Origin of the sequence: Rothia sp. P6271 (genome assembly GCF_048512995.1) — a bacterium.
GTDB lineage: Bacteria > Actinomycetota > Actinomycetes > Actinomycetales > Micrococcaceae > Rothia.
Genome location: NZ_JBLXXV010000001.1, coordinates 1 through 18,454, shown reverse-complemented (window position 1 = coordinate 18,454; position 18,454 = coordinate 1). Strand labels below are relative to the sequence as shown.

Sequence of the window (18,454 nt, the reverse complement as noted above, 5' to 3'; positions counted from 1 at the left end):
TCTTCTGAGGGACCTAAAACTGAGATAGGATATCATCCGGTTAATAGTTCTATAACGCAAGGAGCCCTGATGCTAGAACATCACGCACCAGCAGCTGTCAAAACAGTTTCAGCGCTGGTCTTTTTTCAAGCTCTATGCATCAGCATATACGCCATATTACTGACTGTCTTTGCAACAAACCTTACCATTGGGTTACCTCTGACTCTCTGCTTCATTGCTATTGCAGAGTGCCTTGGATGGAGCGCTTACGCACTTCTACAGGCTCGTAGATATGCTCGTTCGATGATTCTTGTATGGCAACTATTTATCATCATTATTGCGGTTCAAGCCGTTATTGCTTCGGGGCATATCCTCGCTCTTTTAACAGTTCTAACTGCTGGGATAAACACCATCTTATTATTTAGCTCTACGGTGTCTAAGTATCTTCAGTAGCCAGAGGCAACTGGCAACAGAACTGTTGGTAAGGTTCTATAATCACTGCTCTACCTGGAGGTATCTTGCCCTCTGTCATAACGTTATAGGGTAGTCGTAGTTGCGGGTAGAACTGTAGCTCAGCATGTCCCTGCGGCTGTAGAAGTATGCCTTGTTTCGCCGTTTTACACGCTAATGCTAATGGCGTATGAGACCAACGAGGTTCTGCACTATAAACACAGAACATATGCTGAGCTTGAGCACTAAAATCTATCAGTATGTTCTGTGCTTCTGCGCTAAGGTATTGGGCGTCATCAACAAAAAGAATGAGCTGCTTTGGCTCTGATATTTTTTCTAAAAGTTCCTTAACCTCTTGAACAGACCCCACTTTTTGCCCATGAATGAGCAAACTATCATAGTCTCGGTTGCTATTGTGGAGCACCCTGAGCGCATTTGTTTTTCCACTGCGAACACCCCCGACAATAGGAGTGTATTGTCCGGATTCTATTGCAATAGATACAGCATCTTGCGTAGTGCTCATACCAACAGCTAGGTGCTTATTATCTGGATAATGGGAAGAATCCTTGAGACCCTCTTCCCATCGTTCCCAACAGATATGCTCCGGAACCTGCGTAAATAATGGTCTTGCTATAGGAAGTTCTTGTTCTAATTCTTCATAAGAACAATAGGAGGGGTAGAACAACCCTGCTTTGACGTTTTCTGCTCCTTTGATACGGTGCAGTGCTTCGCCTTCTACCGTGAACTGTTCAGAACCTGGTACGGGGTAATGGCGTTGGTGAGCACGTAACGGATCGTGTTCAACAGTGTGTGCCGAATACAAGGACGTACGTGCAATGCTAGAGAATCTGCCCTTTAACATCTGATGTGCAGTGACTAATACTGTACGTTGCGGTGTCTGCTCGAGCAATAGTGCAAGAATGAGATTTTCTAAGGACCGTTCGCGAGTATAATTTTCGAGCCAAAGGTCAAGTGCGTCAAAGAGGATGACTTGCGGACTATCCTGAGGTGGATGTTTCATAAGATATTCGATAATATGGCGCAAAAATTCTGGGTCATAAGGGCTTGTCAAAACTGTAAAACGTGGTGTCTTTCCTTGTCCTTGAAGTGCTTTCATCTTTTCATAAAAGCGTGTATCTGCCGTAAACACGTAGAGTTCAGCACCCATCTGTGCACCTTGTCTGAGGAAAGAATAAAGATGCGTTTCTTTTTCATCAGGTGCTCCGATAAGAGCATAAGTTCCTTCCTCCGAACAAAACTGTAATCTATGGTGTGCCCCTTGAGCAGGGAGCTCTAATATTCCAGCAAAATATTCCTGAGGGCGAGAACTCTTGTAATGCAGACTATGTTTTTCGGGGCTTGGAAGAATGGGGCTAGTGAAAGTTTTCTCATCTTCAAGATTTTTTAGATAGCTACGGAGTATCGTGTCTTCATCATGGCTTTGTTCGGCAGGGAATGGATACTGATATGAAGAGCCAACATATTGAATATGTAGGGGTGGTTTCGGAGCGCTCGCCGGAACGTCAATAGATACCCCTTGAAATGGCAGCAGCTGTTCGTCTGCCTGGTAAATAAACCCTGCACCTGGTGTTGAAGTTGATATTTTTGATGCTGCATCACTATTAATAAGACTCATGGATTCTTGCGCCGACGAAACGCGAAGACACAATGTGGTCGTGATGTTTGCTCGAATATCTGATGCAACACTTCCTTGCGGTCTTTGGGTTGCGAGAATGAGATGAACACCTAAAGAACGCCCAATAGTAGCAAGAGTAACGATATGCGCATGAGCCTCTGGGTGGGCGTCTATGAGCATTTTGTACTCATCAATAACGATGATAAGTTCTGGAAGTAGCTGAGAACTTGGATCATATTGGCCGATGTAATCGCTATAGGAACTAACACCTAACGTTGCAAAGTATTCTTCTCGGCGTTGTAGCTCCGCCCGTATGAAAAGAAATGCTCTTTGCACGCTAGATGAGTTAAGATCTGTTAAAAAAGCTCTTGTATGCGGTATCTGCGCAAACGGGCTAAAAGTACTTCCCCCTTTGAAATCGATGAGGATAAGCCCAAGACGTTCTGGAACATAGCGGTAGACCATTGATAGGAGCAAAGCCCGCAGCAAATGTGATTTTCCAGAACCTGTGGTTCCTGCAATAAGCCAATGCGGACCATCCTGATTGAGCCCTAGGTAATGTTCTTTTCTGTCAACAACTCCGATAAGTACTTCAATCTCTAAGGGCATTCCTCCCTCAGCTGTTTTATTCGTGGAATTTACCTGTGTAAAGAGAGGGAAAGACTCAATACTGCTAGATGAGATTTGACGTTTATATTGTGTATGTTGTTGCAATTGTCTGCTAATAGAGTTTGCGAAGGACTGGATGCTCATCTGGTTGGCAAGTACTGTTATAGCTTGCTGGTCGTGTTCTGGTAATTGTCGGGAGAAACAGCTCGGGGCATATGCCGTTAGTAGCGGAGTATAGGGGCTTTGTTGTCGCAGAGTAATGCTTTTTTCTGAGGTATAGGGGGTCGGCGAGAGGGTCTTTTCCGTAGTGCAGATGAAGAGATAATTTTTTTCTTTTTGCACACGGTACGGTTGTTCTGACGAATAAATTGCAATAACCCACGGCTTATGAGGGGTCTTGGTGTCTGTATCTGCTATCAGTGTCAGTGCTTTTAATAGTGCATATTCTTCAGGATATTCGTGAATAAACTCTGGTGTGAAAACAATGGCGTGTTTGTGTTGAGAGCATATTTGTATGAGTAACGAACGTAGAGTTCCTGCCGCGGTATGCGCATAGATATGGACGGTATCTTCTTCGTGGTATCTCAAAAAGAACCCGATATCATGCATAAAAGGTAAGCGTGTTAGTGGTGCGCTCTTGTGAGTTAGTGCTGCGTAACGCTGAGTTTTTCCGATGCACAAGATTCTTGGCTGATGTTCAGGACGATAACCAGGACATCCTGCATGATGGACATTATTAGATTGTTTTGCATCTTCTTGTGCTTTGTTTTGTATAAATTCACGGTATTGCGTGTTTTCGTGTCTGCTCTTGACCCAATGCACACCCATGAGCACAGAAGTCGCGGCTGAAAAGAGCAGAAAAATCCATGTATGCATTAACCACGCGATGAGTACTCCAATCGCTAATGGCAGGAGAGTCATCAATGCGCGTTGCAGAGTATGCTTGGCAGTTACTGGTGGCGTGATTTCAAGAGGAGCGAGAATCTCGGGTGTGAGAGTACTATGCCTGCACGATAAATCTTGAGTTAGTACACAGAATGAATTACCAATCCGGAACGGGGTATTTAGAGATAACGGGATGGCTGGGCGAGATTGGTTATGAAAAAATAGCTGTGTAGGCGAAATCGTTATTTTCCCGTGATGCGGGGATAGAGCCATATCTTTGATAGTGATATCGCAATCAGAACGTCCTATAATGTATGTGCCACGTGTTAAGGGGTATATCATGCCGCAGTCTGGTCCGTTTTCGACACAAAGATAACAGATAATCTTTGATGGGTGAGGAGTCTTTTCCGGCTGAGTGCTTAGGATAGTTCCAGAAGGCAATGAACTAATATCAGCAACTTTTGAGAGAGCAATATTGTGAAGATATAGTGGCGGTACCTGCGAGAACTGTTCTAGAACGGTTTGTAATGACGCCCCACACGTGTCTTCGGTAGTTTCAACATAGATAGGGGTATACGTGCCACTGATGTGGTGATATATCAAGAAAAAGCGCTCCATAGGTTCATTAGAGCTGCTGACACCAGAAGGGCTCAATAGCCCATCATAATATGTGGATAACTAAGGTCGTATCGGAGAATTTCCTGAAAGTTTTCCCCAAAAATAAGACACATTTTGATGTACACACCACTTTTTGACGGAATAATCATTTTCAAGTGAATGAACCACTACGCGAACACGAGAGATACAATAGAAATTCAGGTAGTTTGTTTACTGAATGTTTTTGTTGATATGTCTTTTTAATAAAAGCATCATAAGAACCACCCGTTGTAGCGCTGTTGAGGGCTACGCCAAGATAATAAAGAAAGCTTGAGCGGCTCATAACTCAAGCGAGAAGTACAGGAGTATTTGTGAACGCTGATCTTGTTGTCGTAGGTTCAGGTCTTTTCGGACTGACAATCGCAGAGCAAGCCGCTACTGAATTGGGACTGAAGGTTGCGCTTCTGGACCGTCGTTCTCACATTGGCGGTAATGCATACAGCGAAAAAGAAGAGCGCACTGGCATTGAAGTACACCGATATGGTGCGCACCTATTCCACACCTCAAATGAACGTGTTTGGGAATACGTCAACCGTTTTACAAAGTTCACGGATTATAAACACCGCGTATACGCACAGCATAAGGGCATCGTTTACCCCCTACCTATCAACCTAGGAACCATCAACCAGTTCTTCAACGCCGCATACTCTCCCACAGAAGCTAAGGCTCTCATCCAAGAACAAGCTGGAGAATTTGCTGGAACAGACCCTCAAAATCTTAACGATAAAGGTATTTCCTTGATTGGTCGCCCTCTATACGAGGCATTTGTTAAGCACTACACTGCAAAACAGTGGCAGACTTCCCCCGAGGAACTCCCCGCGTCTATTATTTCTCGTCTTCCTGTGCGTTATAACTACGATAACCGCTACTTTAGCGATAAATATGAAGGTCTTCCTGTAGACGGTTATGCTGCATGGTTAGAGCGTATGGCAGCACATCCAAATATTGAGGTTCACCTGAACACGGACTTTTTTGAAGACGGACATGAGTACTCCCGTTCAAAAGTTCTTGGGCAGATTCCTGTTGTCTACACTGGCCCTGTCGACCGATATTTCGATTACGCAGAAGGTGATTTGTCCTGGCGTACTATTGATTTGGAAGAAGAAGTCCTCGAAATGGAAGATTTCCAAGGCTGCGCTGTCATGAACTACTCCGATGAAGACGTTCCCTACACTCGTATCCACGAGTTCCGCCACTTCCATCCGGAACGTGACTACACCAAAGATGCAACCGTCATCATGCGTGAATTTTCTCGTTTTGCAGAAAAAGGCGACGAACCGTATTACCCCGTTAATACTGACAACGATCGTCAAAAGCTTCTTGCCTACCGTGATCTCGCTGCGGGGGAGAAGAGCGTACTCTTCGGAGGACGTCTTGGAACTTACAAGTACCTTGATATGCACATGGCTATTGGCTCTGCACTATCCATGTTTGATAACAAAATTAGACCTCACTTCGAAAAAGGCCAGAAGATTGTTTCTGGCGGAGTTGAGGTATAAATGATGAGCACTGAAACTGTAACGATGAAGACCCTACAACGTGTCATCTTCCCAGAACGAGACCAGACCGATACGATTCCGCTATACGTAGATTCTGGTATCGCAACCGGCGTGCAACTTTCACACGTCTCAGGGGCACTTACCTCGAACGATTCCTTAGATACCGTAAAAACAACAGAACGTACCGATTCTGCGCATCTCGGTTCTCAGGTATCAGAAACTCAGATTGAGGATTTTATCGGTCGCGGTTCTACCTTGATTCGTTCTGGAACACGACTTTCTTTCGCCACCTACTTCAATGCTTTCCCCGCTTCTTATTGGAAACGTTGGACGCCTCTGACCTCTGTGCGTTTGCAAACTCGTACGAACGGTACTGGAACTATCGTTGTGTATAAGTCCAATGCACGCGGATCTATTCAGCGTGTTGATTCAAAGAGCCTTTCTGGTAAAGAAACTACAGAATTCGATTTGACGCTTAAACCCTTTGGTGACGGCGGCTGGTACTGGTTCGAGCTCATTGCTAGCGGTGAAGATAACCTGATTCTTCACTCTGCTCAGTGGTTAGGTGAAGATAACGGTAAAACTGCAGGGAAAATTACTTTGCAGATTACCACTATGAATAAACAAGACTTCTGCCTAGATAACCTACGTCTGCTGGCAAAAAATCCAGAAGTTTTGGAAAACCTTCAAGAAATTCTTATCGTTGACCAAGGTAGCCAAAAACTTCAAGATGCTGAAGGCTTTGAAGAAGTTGCAGCGCAGCTTCCTGGAAAACTGCGCATCATTAATCAAGGTAACTTGGGCGGCTCTGGTGGTTTTGCTCGCGGCATGTATGAAGCAGTAGAAAACGGTAGCGACTACGCCCTTCTACTAGATGACGACGTCGTCGTTGAACCAGAATCTATTATTCGTCTACTCACTTTTGCCGACATGTGCCGTAAACCTACTATTGTGGGTGGACACATGTTTGACCTCTACAACCGTACGGTCTTACACACCTTCGGTGAAGTCGTAAACCGCTACCGTTTCCAACCCTCATTACCTCACGCAGATCAGTTCCTTGGACATGACTTCTTGCACGGTAGCTTACGCAACACCCCATGGTTGCATCGACGAACCGACGTCGATTACAACGGTTGGTGGATGGACCTTATCCCAACGCAAGTCATCAAAGAAATTGGTCTTTCTCTACCCATCTTCATCAAATGGGATGACGTGGAATACGGTCTAAGAGCTAAAGAAGCTGGATACCACACTGTATCTCTACCTGGTGCAGCTGTTTGGCACGTCTCATGGGCAGATAAAGATGATCTTGTTGGCTGGCAGGCATACTTCCACATTCGTAACCGCATCATCACTTCATTGCTTCACTCACCTTATGAGCGTGGCGGAAAGCTCTTACAAGAATCTTCGTTTGCGGATGTGAAACATCTTATTTCGATGCAGTACTTTACCGAGCATGGAAGAATTATGGCTTTACGCGATATTCTTCAAGGCCCCGAACAGCTACATACTATTTTGTCTGAGCGTCTTCCCCAGATTCGTGAACTTGTACAACAGTACTCGGATGCACAATTCAAAGAAGACATCGAGTCCTTCCCCGAACCAAAGATGCACAAGCCTCCGCGTAATGGCCGCGGTTTTGCGCCACCATCGTATAAGAGCTTAGTTCCTTGGGCTGTTAAAACCCTTGCAAAGCAGATTGTCAAACCGGTTGAAGATACATATAAGAACCGCCCACAGGCACATATTGCTCACCTCGATAACCGTTGGTGGCGTATGTCCCAGTATGATTCTGTTTTGGTTTCTAACGCAGAAGGTTCTGCCGTTTCATGGTATAAACGTGACCCGCAGCAGTTGCGCTCTAAACTTGTTGAATCAACAAAACTGACGGCACAGATTCTTAAGAGCTGGCCTCAGCTACGTCAGCAATACCGCGCAGCTGCTACTGAATTGACTTCTTTTGAGTCATGGAAGAAAACGTTTGATCAACATACTGAATCTGAAATTACTCGATGAAAAAACTTGCTGATATTCCTTTAAGCGTTCCGGGCTCAGGTCGCGGTCTACGCGATATACCATCCCATAAATATCTTCTTAAACTTCTTGTTGATAAGGAGATTCAGGTTCGTTATCGCGGATCTGTGTTAGGTATTTTATGGTCGTACATTAAACCTGCCGTGCAGTTTAGTGTGTTCTATATTGCCCTTGGCGTGTTCTTGGGCCTAGAACGAGGAATGCACAACTACGCCATCTACCTCTTTTCTGGAATGGTGATTATTAACTTCTTCTCCGAGGGGTTTAGTAATGGTGCGCGGGCGCTCATCGCTAATGGTGCTTTGATTAAAAAGATTTACCTACCGCGTGAGTTGTTCTCTGTTTCAACAGTTTGGGTGGCACTAATACATTTTGTTCCGCAAGTGGTAGTGCTTTTAGTAGCCTGTTTTTTTGCAGGCTGGTCGCCAGATGTGAAACAGCTCGGTGCGGTTATCGTCGCCACGATTATCATTATGATTTTCTCTTCGGGGCTGGGGCTGATTTTCGGCGTTGCCAATGTTTTCTTTAGAGATTCTGAAAACATCGTTGATATGTTATTGATGATTGCAACGTGGATTTCTCCTGTGCTGTATTCGTGGACGATGGTGCGTGACACTCTTTATCCATGGGTCATTAACCTTTACTTGCTGAACCCTGTGACTATTGCTGTAGAGCTTTATCACTATGCTTTTTGGATGCCAACTCTTGATGAAACAGAGCTGGCGTCTTCGGTTGCTGCACAGATTCCACCTCATCTACTGACGTTTTGGACGCCTGTAGCGATTTTAGTGTCGTTGTTCTTCTTGTGGCTGGGAGATATTTTCTTCCGTCGTTGTGAAGGCAACTTCGCTCAGGAGCTCTGATTATTGATGAAAGTTAAAAAGTTTGACTTACCTCCAGTCAACCCTCACGGCACTGTAGTCATCCGCATTGATAGGCTTATCAAACGTTTTGTGCTGCGTCATACGCGTTCTATGAAAGAAGCTTTTATTTGGCTTGTCAGCGGACGTAAAGGTGACCTGAACGAAAAGTTTAATGCCGTCAACGAAGTGACCTTCGATATTCGTGAGGGAGAGCGTGTTGCCTTATTAGGTAAAAACGGTTCTGGAAAATCTACCATGCTTAAGCTGATATCTGGTGTGATGGTTCCTGATTCTGGCCGGGTGCTGACTCGTGGACGTATCGCAGGACTGATTGAAGTAGGCGCAGGTTTTCACCCTGACTTGACCGGACGCGATAACGTCTATTTGAATGCCGCTATCCTTGGTATGAGCAAAGACGAAATTACCGAAAAATTTGCCTCTATTGAAGAGTTCGCAGAAATTGGTGATTTTATGGATACTGAAGTGAAGTTTTATTCTTCAGGCATGTATCTTCGACTTGCTTTTGCGGTAGCAGTACACACAGATCCAGAAATTTTCTTAGTTGATGAGATTCTTGCTGTTGGTGATGAAAAATTCCAGAAGAAGTGTCTGGAACGTATCCGCCAGTTGTGTTTGGCGGGAAAGACTCTCGTCGTGGTGAGCCATGAGCTAGATATGATTTCAAAGATTTGTGATCGTGGCATCATCATGGACGGTGGACATATGGTTTTTGACGGGCCTGTTGACGATGCCGTGAAAATTATGCGCGGTGAGAGTCTCGACTCCTAAACAATAATTTCATCTTGTGATAGATATTCATGCGGGTAACCTCGGGCAGGTTACCCGCATGTTTGCGTTATGGCAAGGGATAACGTTTTATTACTTCTTGTGGGGTGTTCTGTAGACAACTTAACATGTTTATTTCTTGAAAGAACTCTTGACTAGCACTTTCATTAAATGTTTAGTGAAAATTAGTGGGCCATTTGGGTGAAAACATATGCTCCAAGGTGCCCAAAAGTCTTCAACTTATCCACAAAAATAATATTTAGTTGAAATAAAAATGTTGTAGATTTAGATTTTTTATGTCTGAACTGATGTTTAGGCTAACCACTGCCATACAAACGCAAAGAAAACCATGCACCTAACACAACAACGCAACTCAGGGCATCAAATCCTTGAAGACGATGTTCGAGAGCTCATCCGTGAAAGTGGAATTGACCCTCTCAACAACACCCAACAAGCGCATCAACTCATCGATCAAGCTCTTAACGCTTACGAAACACGCATGGTTCGTGGAACTCTCCCACGCATTGAAGACTTGACGAACGCACGACAATGGCTCATCCACCAAATCTGTGGTTTTGGTGCGCTACAGCCATACCTTGAAGACCCCAGCGTCGAAGAAATTTGGATTAACTCTCCCAGCGAAATTTTTGTTGCTCGAGCAGGCGAATCTGAACTAACCGGAATAACACTCAATAGTGAACAAATCCGCTCTCTCGTAGAACGCATGCTCAAAATATCTGGACGCAGGCTAGACCTCAGCACACCCTTCGTCGACGCCTCATTGCCCGACGGTAGCCGCCTGCACGTGGTCATTCCCGACATCACCAAGAAACATTGGAACGTCAACATCCGAAAATTTATTGCGCGCGCTAGAAGCCTCAACGACCTGGTCCGTTTAGGGTCATTGAACGCCGCTGCCGCTCGATTCCTCGATGCGGCTGTCGCCAGCGGACTGAACATTCTCGTCTCCGGTGCAACGCAAGCAGGGAAAACAACCATGCTCAACTGTCTTTGCTCAAGCATCGGAGCACGAGAACGCGTCATCACCTGCGAAGAAATCTTTGAACTCAACGTCCCACTACGAGACGTCGTTGGTATGCAATGTCGGCAAGCTAACCTCGAAGGAAAAGGCGAAATACACCTACGTAGGCTCGTCAAAGAAGCGCTACGTATGCGCCCTGACCGGCTACTCATCGGAGAGGTCCGTGAAGCAGAATCCCTCGACATGCTTATCGCGCTAAACTCTGGTCTACCAGGTATGTGCACCATCCACGCTAATTCTGCACGAGATGCCGTCACCAAAATGTGCACTCTACCCCTTCTTGCCGGTGAAAATATCTCCTCGCAATTTGTGGTTCCAACCGTTGCATCCTGTTTTGATCTCGTTGTGCACTGCACAAGAACACGTCGCGGTCAACGCCACGTTCAAGAAATTATTGCGCTAGGAAATCGCGTAGAAAACGGGATTATCGAAACCAGCACTATTTTTAAACGAGACGGAGAAGACTTCACCTTATACGCATCTGAACTACCTGCAGCAGAAAAGTTTGCTCAACAGGGTTACACCTTTGAGAACGTACTAGGGCAAAGCTAAGGAACTCTCATGAACATTATTTTGGGTTTGACCTTAGGCATTGGGGTATTCCTCATCTGGCTATCCTGTTGGGAACAACCAGCCAAAGAACCACGAAAAAATACTTTTGACTCAAAAATAAGACTTTTACTTCACCAAGCAGACGTACACCGAGTCTCCGCAAAAATGTTCTACCTTATTAGCATATGCTTTGCACTGTTTCTGGGGCTTGTGATTTTTGCGCTGACTGCACTATATAACCTTGCACTATTGAGCACCTGCCTAGGATGTATAGCACCATGGATGATGATTCGTCAGCGAGCAAAGAAACGTGTAGCTCTCATGCGAGAACTCTGGCCCGACGTCGTAGACCATCTACGCTCTGCCATCCGTGCAGGACTCTCCCTGCCAGAGGCTCTGATGCAACTCCAATACCGTGGACCAGAAGAACTCCGTCCAGCCTTCGAACAATTCTCTGCTGACTATCGTTCTACCGGCGAGTTCGTCGCATCCCTTAACCGACTCAAAGAACGACTCTCAGACCCCACCGCAGATAACATCGTCGAAGCGCTCAAAGTAACACGCGAAGTCGGAGGCACAGACCTCAGCAAACTTCTAGGAACACTCAGCGAATTCTTACGAGAAAACGCCCGAACCCGATCCGAACTTGAAGCCCGGCAGTCATGGACCATCAACGCCGCAAAACTTGCTGTCGCAGCACCCTGGGTCGTACTCTGCCTCATGGCAACCCAACCAGGAACCGTCCATATTTACAATAGCTTTTCTGGATTTATGGTCATGCTTAGTGGGCTCATCATCTCAATTATTGCCTACCGTCTTATGCTCAAACTTGGCGAGCTACCCGAAGAGAAAAGAGTCCTCGTATGAGCATCCTCCTCATACTCAGCCTGATCTTAGCCGCCGGCCTTTGGCTCGTAGGAGATGCACTCTATCGAGGGCACACAACAGACTTTAGCGATCGTATCGCCCCGCAACTCAAAGCCATCGAGATGAAAACCCAGCACCTCCACACGAGAAACCAACATCTAGGCCTCATCAGCGGTAGCGTTGAACTCATCCGACCCATATCCCAATCCATACAGCAACGTTTCAACTCGTCAACCGCCAACAGCGTAGCCTTACAAAAACGCCTTATTCACAGTGGTAGCTCCATGGACGTCACAACCTTTAGAGCTGAACAACTCGTATGGGCAACTACGGCACTTTTATTGAGCATACTCATCTTTGGCACGGGCGCATTACGAGGAAATATAGACTTTATCGCAGCCTTCTTACTCTCCATCTTTTGCGCCATCACCGGATTCCTTGCAAGAGATTGGTGGCTGACTCAAAACATCAAACAACGAGAATCCCAAATGATTGCAGAGTTCCCAGCCCTTGCCGAACTCATGGCACTATCGGTTACCGCAGGAGAATCAGCCCTCGGCGCCATCGAACGAGTCTGCAACTGTTCTTCTGGTGAACTTGCAACAGAGTTCCAAAAGATTCTTTCCCAAATGCGCTCAGGAGACAGCCTCGTGAACGCCCTTCAAGATTTTTCGCAGCGTACTTCTTTACCACCGCTATCACGTTTTGTGGACGGTATTGTCGTCGCCATCGAACGAGGAACACCACTGGCTGATGTTCTTCGAGCACAAGCACAAGACGTACGCGACAACGCAAAAAGAGAGTTAATGGAAATTGCAGGAAAAAAAGAGATTGCCATGATGGCACCCATTATTTTCTTCATTTTGCCATTGACGGTTGTTTTCGCGATTTTCCCAGGACTATCGCTTATCAACCTCAACTTCTAAAAAAGACGGGTCTCTACGACCAAAAAACTACCTAAGGAGAACACTCATGAAAGAGCTCATCCAAAAAATTCTTGCCACCGTCACAGCATTTATCTGGACTTTACAAGCTAAAACAGAAGAAGAACGTGGAGACGTCCCCGGCTGGGTGATGATTACGATGATGACCGCAATCCTTGTTGCTGCGCTGCTCGTCGTTGCAAAAGATGCGTTGCTGAACATGTTCAATAACGCTATCGGAATGATTGGTCAGTAAGCGTGAGCTTAAGCTGATGAACACAAAAGAACTCAGATTCTTTCACACCCCGTTGAGGCAGCATCCTTTGTCCAAAGAAAAAATACGCAACACTGCAGAAGATGGTAACGCCACCGCAGAATTTGTGATGGTCAGTGCTCTTGCTGTCTTGTTCTTTGCGCTGGTATTACAAATAACCTTTGCGATTTATACTCGCAATATTTTGATTGATGCTGCCTCAACAGGTGCACGATATGGCGCCCTCCTCGATCGTAACTACTCTGACGGTGCACAACGCACACGAGACATCATTGCCTCTGAACTTCCAGCCGTTTACTCATCAGAGGTGAGTTATCAACTCGTTACGGTAGATGGGTATCAGACTCTCGAAATTCGTGTGCATGGTGCCCTACCGGTCGTAGGACCTTTCGGGTTTGAACATGGTATTGATGTAGCGGCACACGCAATAGTTCCTACACCAGAAGGAACATAAAAGATGAACGTATCTTCTTGCCTTAAAGCCATCATCACAAAGTTCATTCAAAAGAACACAAGAGAAGACGGCAACGCCTTGATTGAATTCGTGGGATTAAGCGTCATGCTCTTTATCCCTACCGTCTATTTTCTTCTCACCGTTTTTACCCTACATTCTGGTGCTCTAGCAGCCTCTTCCATCTCTGCACAGCTGGGGCAGACCATTCATGATGCAGGTGGAAAAGAGCTCAACCCTAGAGCCTTACGCAATATTGCAGAACTTGTAGGGAAAGACTATAACCTCAATGGTGAACAAATACATTTTCAACTAAGTTGTGTGAATGATTGCCACAGCCAACAACGGATTGATGTAACAGCTAGTGTGGACGTTCAACTACCTTTGATGCCCTTACTTGATGTTGGTTCTATTGCAACGATGAATTCCACAAGTTCTGTATGGATAGGAAAATACCGTTGATAAGAAAACCACAAGACGCCATTAGCTTCTCTACACCCGCACATAAGGAACAAGAGCAGGGGAGCATCATGCTCTTGCTGATTGGGTTATGTCTAGTCCTTCTACTCATTGCCTCTGTTACTGCTGGAATTAGCGCCGTATATGTAGAACATAAAAAATTGCAAGTTCTTGCGGACCGCACTAGCTCTGCCGCTGCACAAGAGATTAGAGCGTTACATCGTGGTGGGGTAAAACCTCGAGTCCTTCTGAACGACGCCTCTGTACAAGAGAGTGCACAAAATTTTCTTCGAGAAAGTTCCGCGTATACACAATTTGAGGCCTTGATACTCTCCTCACCAACAGGAGCATCTACACCCGAGACCGCCCTTGTGACCTTGCGTACGCGGGTTAAACTCCCTCTTATGAGCGTTGTCGTCCCTGAAGGAGTAGAAATAAGCGCAACAAGTTCTGCTCGTAGCCGTCTAGAACAGTAAACATACAGCAGAATTATTGTTTTTCAGTTAGGCTTAAGAGTCATGGCTTCATTAGATTTTTCTGCAGAGATTAAAACATTACGCTCAACCTACGCATCAATTGCCGAGGTGAGCGATATTAACGCGCTCAAAAACTCTATCGCAGAGCTATCTGAAGCAGCAGGCGCGCCCAACCTATGGGACTCCCCAGAAAAAGCGCAAAAAGTAACCTCACAACTGTCACATAAACAATCTGAACTAGAACGTCTAGAACGTCTTCACTCACGCATCGACGACCTTGAAGCCCTCGTCGAACTTGCTGAAGAAGAAGATGAACCAACCATGCTTGACGACGCGCAAACAGAGTTAGAAGATATTCAACAAAAACTTGCTGATCTCGAAGTCGTCACGCTACTCTCCGGCGAATACGACCAGCGTGAAGCAGTCGTCACAATTCGCTCCGGCGCAGGAGGAGTAGACGCAGCAGACTTCGCTCAAATGCTTCAACGAATGTACCTTCGCTGGGCTGAGAAAAACGGTTTTACCACCCAAATACTCGACACCTCCTACGCAGAAGAAGCCGGCATCAAATCAACAACATTTGAAGTGCAAGCACCCTTTGCCTACGGTAAACTCTCGGTAGAAGCAGGAACCCACCGACTCGTACGCATCTCCCCATTTGACCATCAAGGACGTCGTCAAACATCGTTCGCCGCGGTAGAAGTTATTCCACTCATCGAACAAACCGACTATATTGACATCCCCGACTCCGACATTAAGATTGATGTATTCCGTAGCTCTGGGCCCGGCGGGCAATCCGTCAACACAACAGACTCCGCTGTTCGCCTCACTCATATCCCTACGGGCATCGTTGTCTCCATGCAAAATGAGAAATCTCAGCTTCAAAACAAAGCTGAAGCTTTACGCGTTCTTCAATCCCGACTCTTGTTGCTGAAAAAAGAACAAGAAGACGCAAAGAAGAAAGAACTCGCAGGAGACGTCAAAGCAACATGGGGTGACCAAATGCGCTCCTATGTTCTGAACCCCTTCCAAATGGTCAAAGACCTCAGAACAAACTACGAAGAAGGTAACCCCAGTGCCGTATTCGATGGAAAGTTAGAAGGCTTTATCGATGCGGGTATTCGATGGCGCGCTACCGAACGCGCAGAAGTATAGGAGGTGAACAATTTAGATGGCGAAGAAAAAGAAAAGCTCAGGGGCAGACCCAAATAACCATGTCATTGCCTCAAACCGTCGAGCTACACACAACTACAACATCATTGATACTTATGAAGCCGGCATTGTATTGTTAGGTACAGAAGTGAAATCATTGCGTGACGGCGGAGCATCTATTGTCGATGGTTTCTGCCAGATGTACGGCAACGAACTCTGGTTAGAAGGCGTCAACATTGCCGAATACGGACGTGGCTCATGGACGAACCACGCCGCGAAACGGCGACGAAAACTCCTCATGCACCGCAGTGAAATCAACAGAATCGACCAAAAACTTCGTGAAACAGGGTATGCAGTAATTCCGCTGAAACTCTACTTCACAAAGGGCAAGGTCAAAGTCTCTATCGCGTTAGCAACCGGTAAACGTGAGTACGACAAACGTCAAGCGCTACGAGAGAAACAAGACAGTCTCGAAGCACGTCGAGCTATGCGATACAAAAACCTCGGATAGCTGAACAAACACATAACAAAAAACGGGAGAACAATCATGTCTGAAAATCCTTATGGCAACACCCCTCAGCCTGAGCAAACCCCACACAACGGGTACAACAACCAAGCACCCCAAGGCGGATACCAGATGCCTCAGCCTAACGCGTACGCACCTATGCCCGGGCAGAAAGTACCCGGCGAAGGAATGTCACTTGCCGCTCTAATTCTCGGTATTCTCGGCTTCTTGAGCGGATGGCTCGTCATCGGTGGTCTACTGGGCCTCATCGCCCTCATCCTAGGTATTATGGCGTTGCGTAAGCTCAAGCCATACCCCATGGCTGGACGCGGCAAAGCGATCGCCGGCATCATCTTGGGTGTGCTCTCTATTCTCGCTGCTATTGTGATGGCATTCTTCTGGAGCGTGGCTATTAACATTGGTTTTGAAGCAGCAGAACACTGCAAAGAATACCAAGACAACCCCACCCAGCTAGAACAGTGCATCACCGATTACACTGATTCAAAGTCCAAAGGCGTTGACGTAGAAATTTCTAACTCCTAAACCTTTGCTAAACACTCAACCTATAGTGTAGGATGGTGTTTCCATGAGTGAATGGTCCTGTAGTGTGATTTAGGCTCACACCAGCAGATAACTTTCACTTCATGGAGTTCTTTGACAAAAGAATATTGGGGATGATCGGTTTCGACGACGTGAGTTGAGACAGGTGAAGCGTGCCGAGGATGTAGCGGATACTCGTTAATACCCGTTGCAAAAAATAAGTGCAAAAACTAATAACCGCACTGACTTCGCACTCGCTGCCTAAGCGCGAGTCCAGTCTGCTAGCCTGAGCTTGCCTTAAGCTCAGAGTTTCTAGTATCAGCTTTATAAGGCCACTGCTTCACTTCCTCGTCGTAGGGGAGTGAAGGACTTTTATACGAATAGGTTTGGCGGTATATGTGTTTACGCAAGTACCGAAGCCGAAAACACCGAAGCGTAAACTGCGCACGGAGAAGCCCTGACAAGGCCACGTCGGACCGGGGTTCGATTCCCCGCATCTCCACTTGAGGGGGAGCGTTAAACTGCTTTTAGTAGGGTGTTACGCTCCCCCCCCCCCCGTTTTCATGTTTTCCTTTGAGCTTCTGGGTAAGGATCTTTCGGCAGAATTCGAAGAGATTGCTGTTCGATTGAAGAAAATCACAGGCTGGCGATAAATTAGTCACAACAAATGGTTAGTGGGGAACATCTGAATCAGGCACTTACTAGCGTGACATCGTTCTTTAATGGGCGACGACTAACAATGATTCATCAGCTCGTTGACCTTCGAAAAACTTATCTTGCGGAACTAACTGATATGGAACCGACATCGGTTACAGGCTGGGTAGTGTAATTAAGCATCCTAATCGGTCCAGCGTGACTAAGTTAGGGTTGGTATTAGGGTTTGAACCTCAGCTTTTGCGGATCTTTCTGCGTTGAAAAACCACATTTTCATTTGTCTCGTTCAACGCCTCCGATTGTTTGGGACGGGGCAAAAGCCTATGGGTCGTTCGTCATGGAAGTTACGAATCTTCTTGAGGTTTGAGAAGTAATACTGCCTGATTTTGCTGTAATTTTCAGATGAAGTTGATACTACACGTGTGAAGAAGTAGCGTATGAAGTTCGAGAATTCTTCAACGTCAGACTAAGACCGGTTTAGTATATAGTCCGGTTGGTTGAGCGTACTTGTGTAGTGGTAGTGCTTAGCGAGCCGAAAACGTGCCGAACCTAGTTGAGTTTTCGTCGTTGAAAGCTCCCTCTGTGCTGGTGTAGGCCCATGAAATCATCAACGCTGAGGGGCCCATCGATGACCAGTAACTTCTGCCTGGCTGCCCCCCTTTATTTTTACAACAGCAGTATATTTAATGATTAATAATCTTAGATAGCCCCTTTTGCTCGATAGTATAACAAAATCAAATAGTGATATTTCTTCTCTACTTTTCAAAGAGTCATATAGAACCAACGGTGATTGAATACTATAGAAAGGGGAATAGCGCTGAACGAATAGCTAGTGATTCATGTTATATACTTATCGGATAGAGTTTTTCATATCTAGCCAAGTAATTGGAAACATGTGTTGAAAAAGGCTATTGTAATCATGATGCGATAGGTTTCATATGTGTTTATTTATGTTAGGTATAAACTATGGAGATAGTAGAGATTATTTCAGATATATGCCTAGAAAAATATCAGAATATAATTGATAAATTTTTAGAGAACTCAAACAGTTTTAGTCTGTAATTGTAACGCGAGATAATTATTTATATTTTTCTGCGCACTGCTCGGAGTGTCCCAATTGGGTCTGGGGCAACCAGCAGCAATTCTGCAATGAATATG

The 18,454-nt window shown here is 45.8% G+C and carries 16 protein-coding genes and 1 other RNA gene; 16 read left to right on the top strand and 1 reads right to left on the bottom strand.

All coding sequences use genetic code 11. From position 1 onward, the window contains the following. Nucleotides 1-69: 69 nt before the first annotated feature. Nucleotides 70-432, top strand: a complete 363-nt coding sequence (locus tag ACN08X_RS00085) for a hypothetical protein (protein ID WP_419107561.1) — start codon at nt 70-72, stop codon at nt 430-432. Here the strand turns inward: ACN08X_RS00085 and ACN08X_RS00080 are convergent. After that, entirely contained in the window at nt 416-4,177 is a 3,762-nt protein-coding gene (locus tag ACN08X_RS00080) for an FtsK/SpoIIIE domain-containing protein (protein WP_419107560.1), read from the bottom strand. The genes ACN08X_RS00085 and ACN08X_RS00080 overlap by 17 nt on opposite strands. A gap of 350 nt (nt 4,178-4,527) precedes the next feature. On the opposite strand from ACN08X_RS00080, the gene glf reads away from it, so the two are divergent. The 15 genes from glf (at nt 4,528) to ssrA (ending at nt 17,147) form a co-directional block, all read left to right on the top strand. Continuing rightward, nucleotides 4,528-5,715 carry a UDP-galactopyranose mutase gene (glf, locus tag ACN08X_RS00075; RefSeq protein WP_419101530.1) on the top strand — a complete coding sequence of 396 codons (1,188 nt, stop codon included), beginning with the start codon at nt 4,528-4,530 and terminating at the stop codon, nt 5,713-5,715. A gap of 3 nt (nt 5,716-5,718) precedes the next feature. Continuing rightward, complete coding sequence (locus ACN08X_RS00070) at nt 5,719-7,734, top strand: glycosyltransferase (RefSeq protein WP_419106023.1); 2,016 nt, start codon at nt 5,719-5,721, stop codon at nt 7,732-7,734. Next, complete coding sequence (locus ACN08X_RS00065) at nt 7,731-8,615, top strand: ABC transporter permease (RefSeq protein WP_419101528.1); 885 nt, start codon at nt 7,731-7,733, stop codon at nt 8,613-8,615. Before ACN08X_RS00070 ends, ACN08X_RS00065 begins: the two co-directional genes overlap by 4 nt. A gap of 6 nt (nt 8,616-8,621) precedes the next feature. Then, nucleotides 8,622-9,404 carry an ABC transporter ATP-binding protein gene (locus tag ACN08X_RS00060; protein WP_419106022.1) on the top strand — a complete coding sequence of 261 codons (783 nt, stop codon included), beginning with the start codon at nt 8,622-8,624 and terminating at the stop codon, nt 9,402-9,404. A gap of 346 nt (nt 9,405-9,750) precedes the next feature. After that, on the top strand, nt 9,751-10,995 hold the full coding sequence (locus tag ACN08X_RS00055; protein WP_419101526.1) for a CpaF family protein: 1,245 nt from the start codon (nt 9,751-9,753) through the stop codon (nt 10,993-10,995). Nucleotides 10,996-11,004: 9 nt separating this feature from the next. After that, complete coding sequence (locus ACN08X_RS00050; RefSeq protein WP_419106020.1) at nt 11,005-11,862, top strand: type II secretion system F family protein; 858 nt, start codon at nt 11,005-11,007, stop codon at nt 11,860-11,862. Next, nucleotides 11,859-12,788, top strand: a complete 930-nt coding sequence (locus ACN08X_RS00045; protein WP_419107559.1) for a type II secretion system F family protein — start codon at nt 11,859-11,861, stop codon at nt 12,786-12,788. Before ACN08X_RS00050 ends, ACN08X_RS00045 begins: the two co-directional genes overlap by 4 nt. Before the next feature lie 46 nt (nt 12,789-12,834). Continuing rightward, on the top strand, nt 12,835-13,041 hold the full coding sequence (locus ACN08X_RS00040; protein ID WP_419101523.1) for a hypothetical protein: 207 nt from the start codon (nt 12,835-12,837) through the stop codon (nt 13,039-13,041). 16 nt (nt 13,042-13,057) lie between these two features. Next, the gene (locus ACN08X_RS00035) at nt 13,058-13,513 is read left to right on the top strand and encodes a TadE/TadG family type IV pilus assembly protein (protein WP_419107558.1); all 456 of its coding nucleotides are present in this window, start codon (nt 13,058-13,060) and stop codon (nt 13,511-13,513) included. Nucleotides 13,514-13,516: 3 nt separating this feature from the next. Continuing rightward, a complete protein-coding gene (locus ACN08X_RS00030; RefSeq protein WP_419107557.1) occupies nt 13,517-13,972 on the top strand; it encodes a hypothetical protein in 456 nt (151 codons plus the stop codon). Next, complete coding sequence (locus tag ACN08X_RS00025; RefSeq protein ID WP_419107556.1) at nt 13,969-14,445, top strand: pilus assembly protein TadG-related protein; 477 nt, start codon at nt 13,969-13,971, stop codon at nt 14,443-14,445. Before ACN08X_RS00030 ends, ACN08X_RS00025 begins: the two co-directional genes overlap by 4 nt. A 42-nt stretch (nt 14,446-14,487) precedes the next feature. After that, entirely contained in the window at nt 14,488-15,600 is a 1,113-nt protein-coding gene (prfB, locus tag ACN08X_RS00020; protein WP_419107555.1) for a peptide chain release factor 2, read from the top strand. A gap of 16 nt (nt 15,601-15,616) precedes the next feature. Next, complete coding sequence (smpB, locus tag ACN08X_RS00015) at nt 15,617-16,108, top strand: SsrA-binding protein SmpB (protein WP_419101518.1); 492 nt, start codon at nt 15,617-15,619, stop codon at nt 16,106-16,108. A gap of 36 nt (nt 16,109-16,144) precedes the next feature. Next, nucleotides 16,145-16,645: a DUF4190 domain-containing protein gene (locus tag ACN08X_RS00010; protein ID WP_419107554.1), complete on the top strand. Its 501-nt coding sequence runs from the start codon at nt 16,145-16,147 to the stop codon at nt 16,643-16,645. Between the two features lie 127 nt (nt 16,646-16,772). Then, nucleotides 16,773-17,147, top strand: a transfer-messenger RNA (tmRNA) gene (gene ssrA / locus ACN08X_RS00005). Nucleotides 17,148-18,454: the final 1,307 nt, after the last annotated feature.

Excerpts from the sequence above, each read along its gene's own strand:
- ACN08X_RS00035 (WP_419107558.1), top strand. The coding sequence starts at position 13,058 with ATGAACACAAAAGAACTCAGATTCTTTCACACCCCGTTGAGGCAGCAT.
- ACN08X_RS00070 (WP_419106023.1), top strand. The coding sequence starts at position 5,719 with ATGAGCACTGAAACTGTAACGATGAAGACCCTACAACGTGTCATCTTC.
- smpB (WP_419101518.1), top strand. The coding sequence starts at position 15,617 with ATGGCGAAGAAAAAGAAAAGCTCAGGGGCAGACCCAAATAACCATGTC.
- ACN08X_RS00050 (WP_419106020.1), top strand. The coding sequence starts at position 11,005 with ATGAACATTATTTTGGGTTTGACCTTAGGCATTGGGGTATTCCTCATC.
- ACN08X_RS00030 (WP_419107557.1), top strand. The coding sequence starts at position 13,517 with ATGAACGTATCTTCTTGCCTTAAAGCCATCATCACAAAGTTCATTCAA.
- ACN08X_RS00065 (WP_419101528.1), top strand. The coding sequence starts at position 7,731 with ATGAAAAAACTTGCTGATATTCCTTTAAGCGTTCCGGGCTCAGGTCGC.
- ACN08X_RS00040 (WP_419101523.1), top strand. The coding sequence starts at position 12,835 with ATGAAAGAGCTCATCCAAAAAATTCTTGCCACCGTCACAGCATTTATC.
- ACN08X_RS00010 (WP_419107554.1), top strand. The coding sequence starts at position 16,145 with ATGTCTGAAAATCCTTATGGCAACACCCCTCAGCCTGAGCAAACCCCA.
- ACN08X_RS00060 (WP_419106022.1), top strand. The coding sequence starts at position 8,622 with ATGAAAGTTAAAAAGTTTGACTTACCTCCAGTCAACCCTCACGGCACT.
- prfB (WP_419107555.1), top strand. The coding sequence starts at position 14,488 with ATGGCTTCATTAGATTTTTCTGCAGAGATTAAAACATTACGCTCAACC.
- ACN08X_RS00080 (WP_419107560.1), bottom strand. The coding sequence starts at position 4,177 with ATGGAGCGCTTTTTCTTGATATATCACCACATCAGTGGCACGTATACC.
- ACN08X_RS00045 (WP_419107559.1), top strand. The coding sequence starts at position 11,859 with ATGAGCATCCTCCTCATACTCAGCCTGATCTTAGCCGCCGGCCTTTGG.
- ACN08X_RS00085 (WP_419107561.1), top strand. The coding sequence starts at position 70 with ATGCTAGAACATCACGCACCAGCAGCTGTCAAAACAGTTTCAGCGCTG.
- ACN08X_RS00055 (WP_419101526.1), top strand. The coding sequence starts at position 9,751 with ATGCACCTAACACAACAACGCAACTCAGGGCATCAAATCCTTGAAGAC.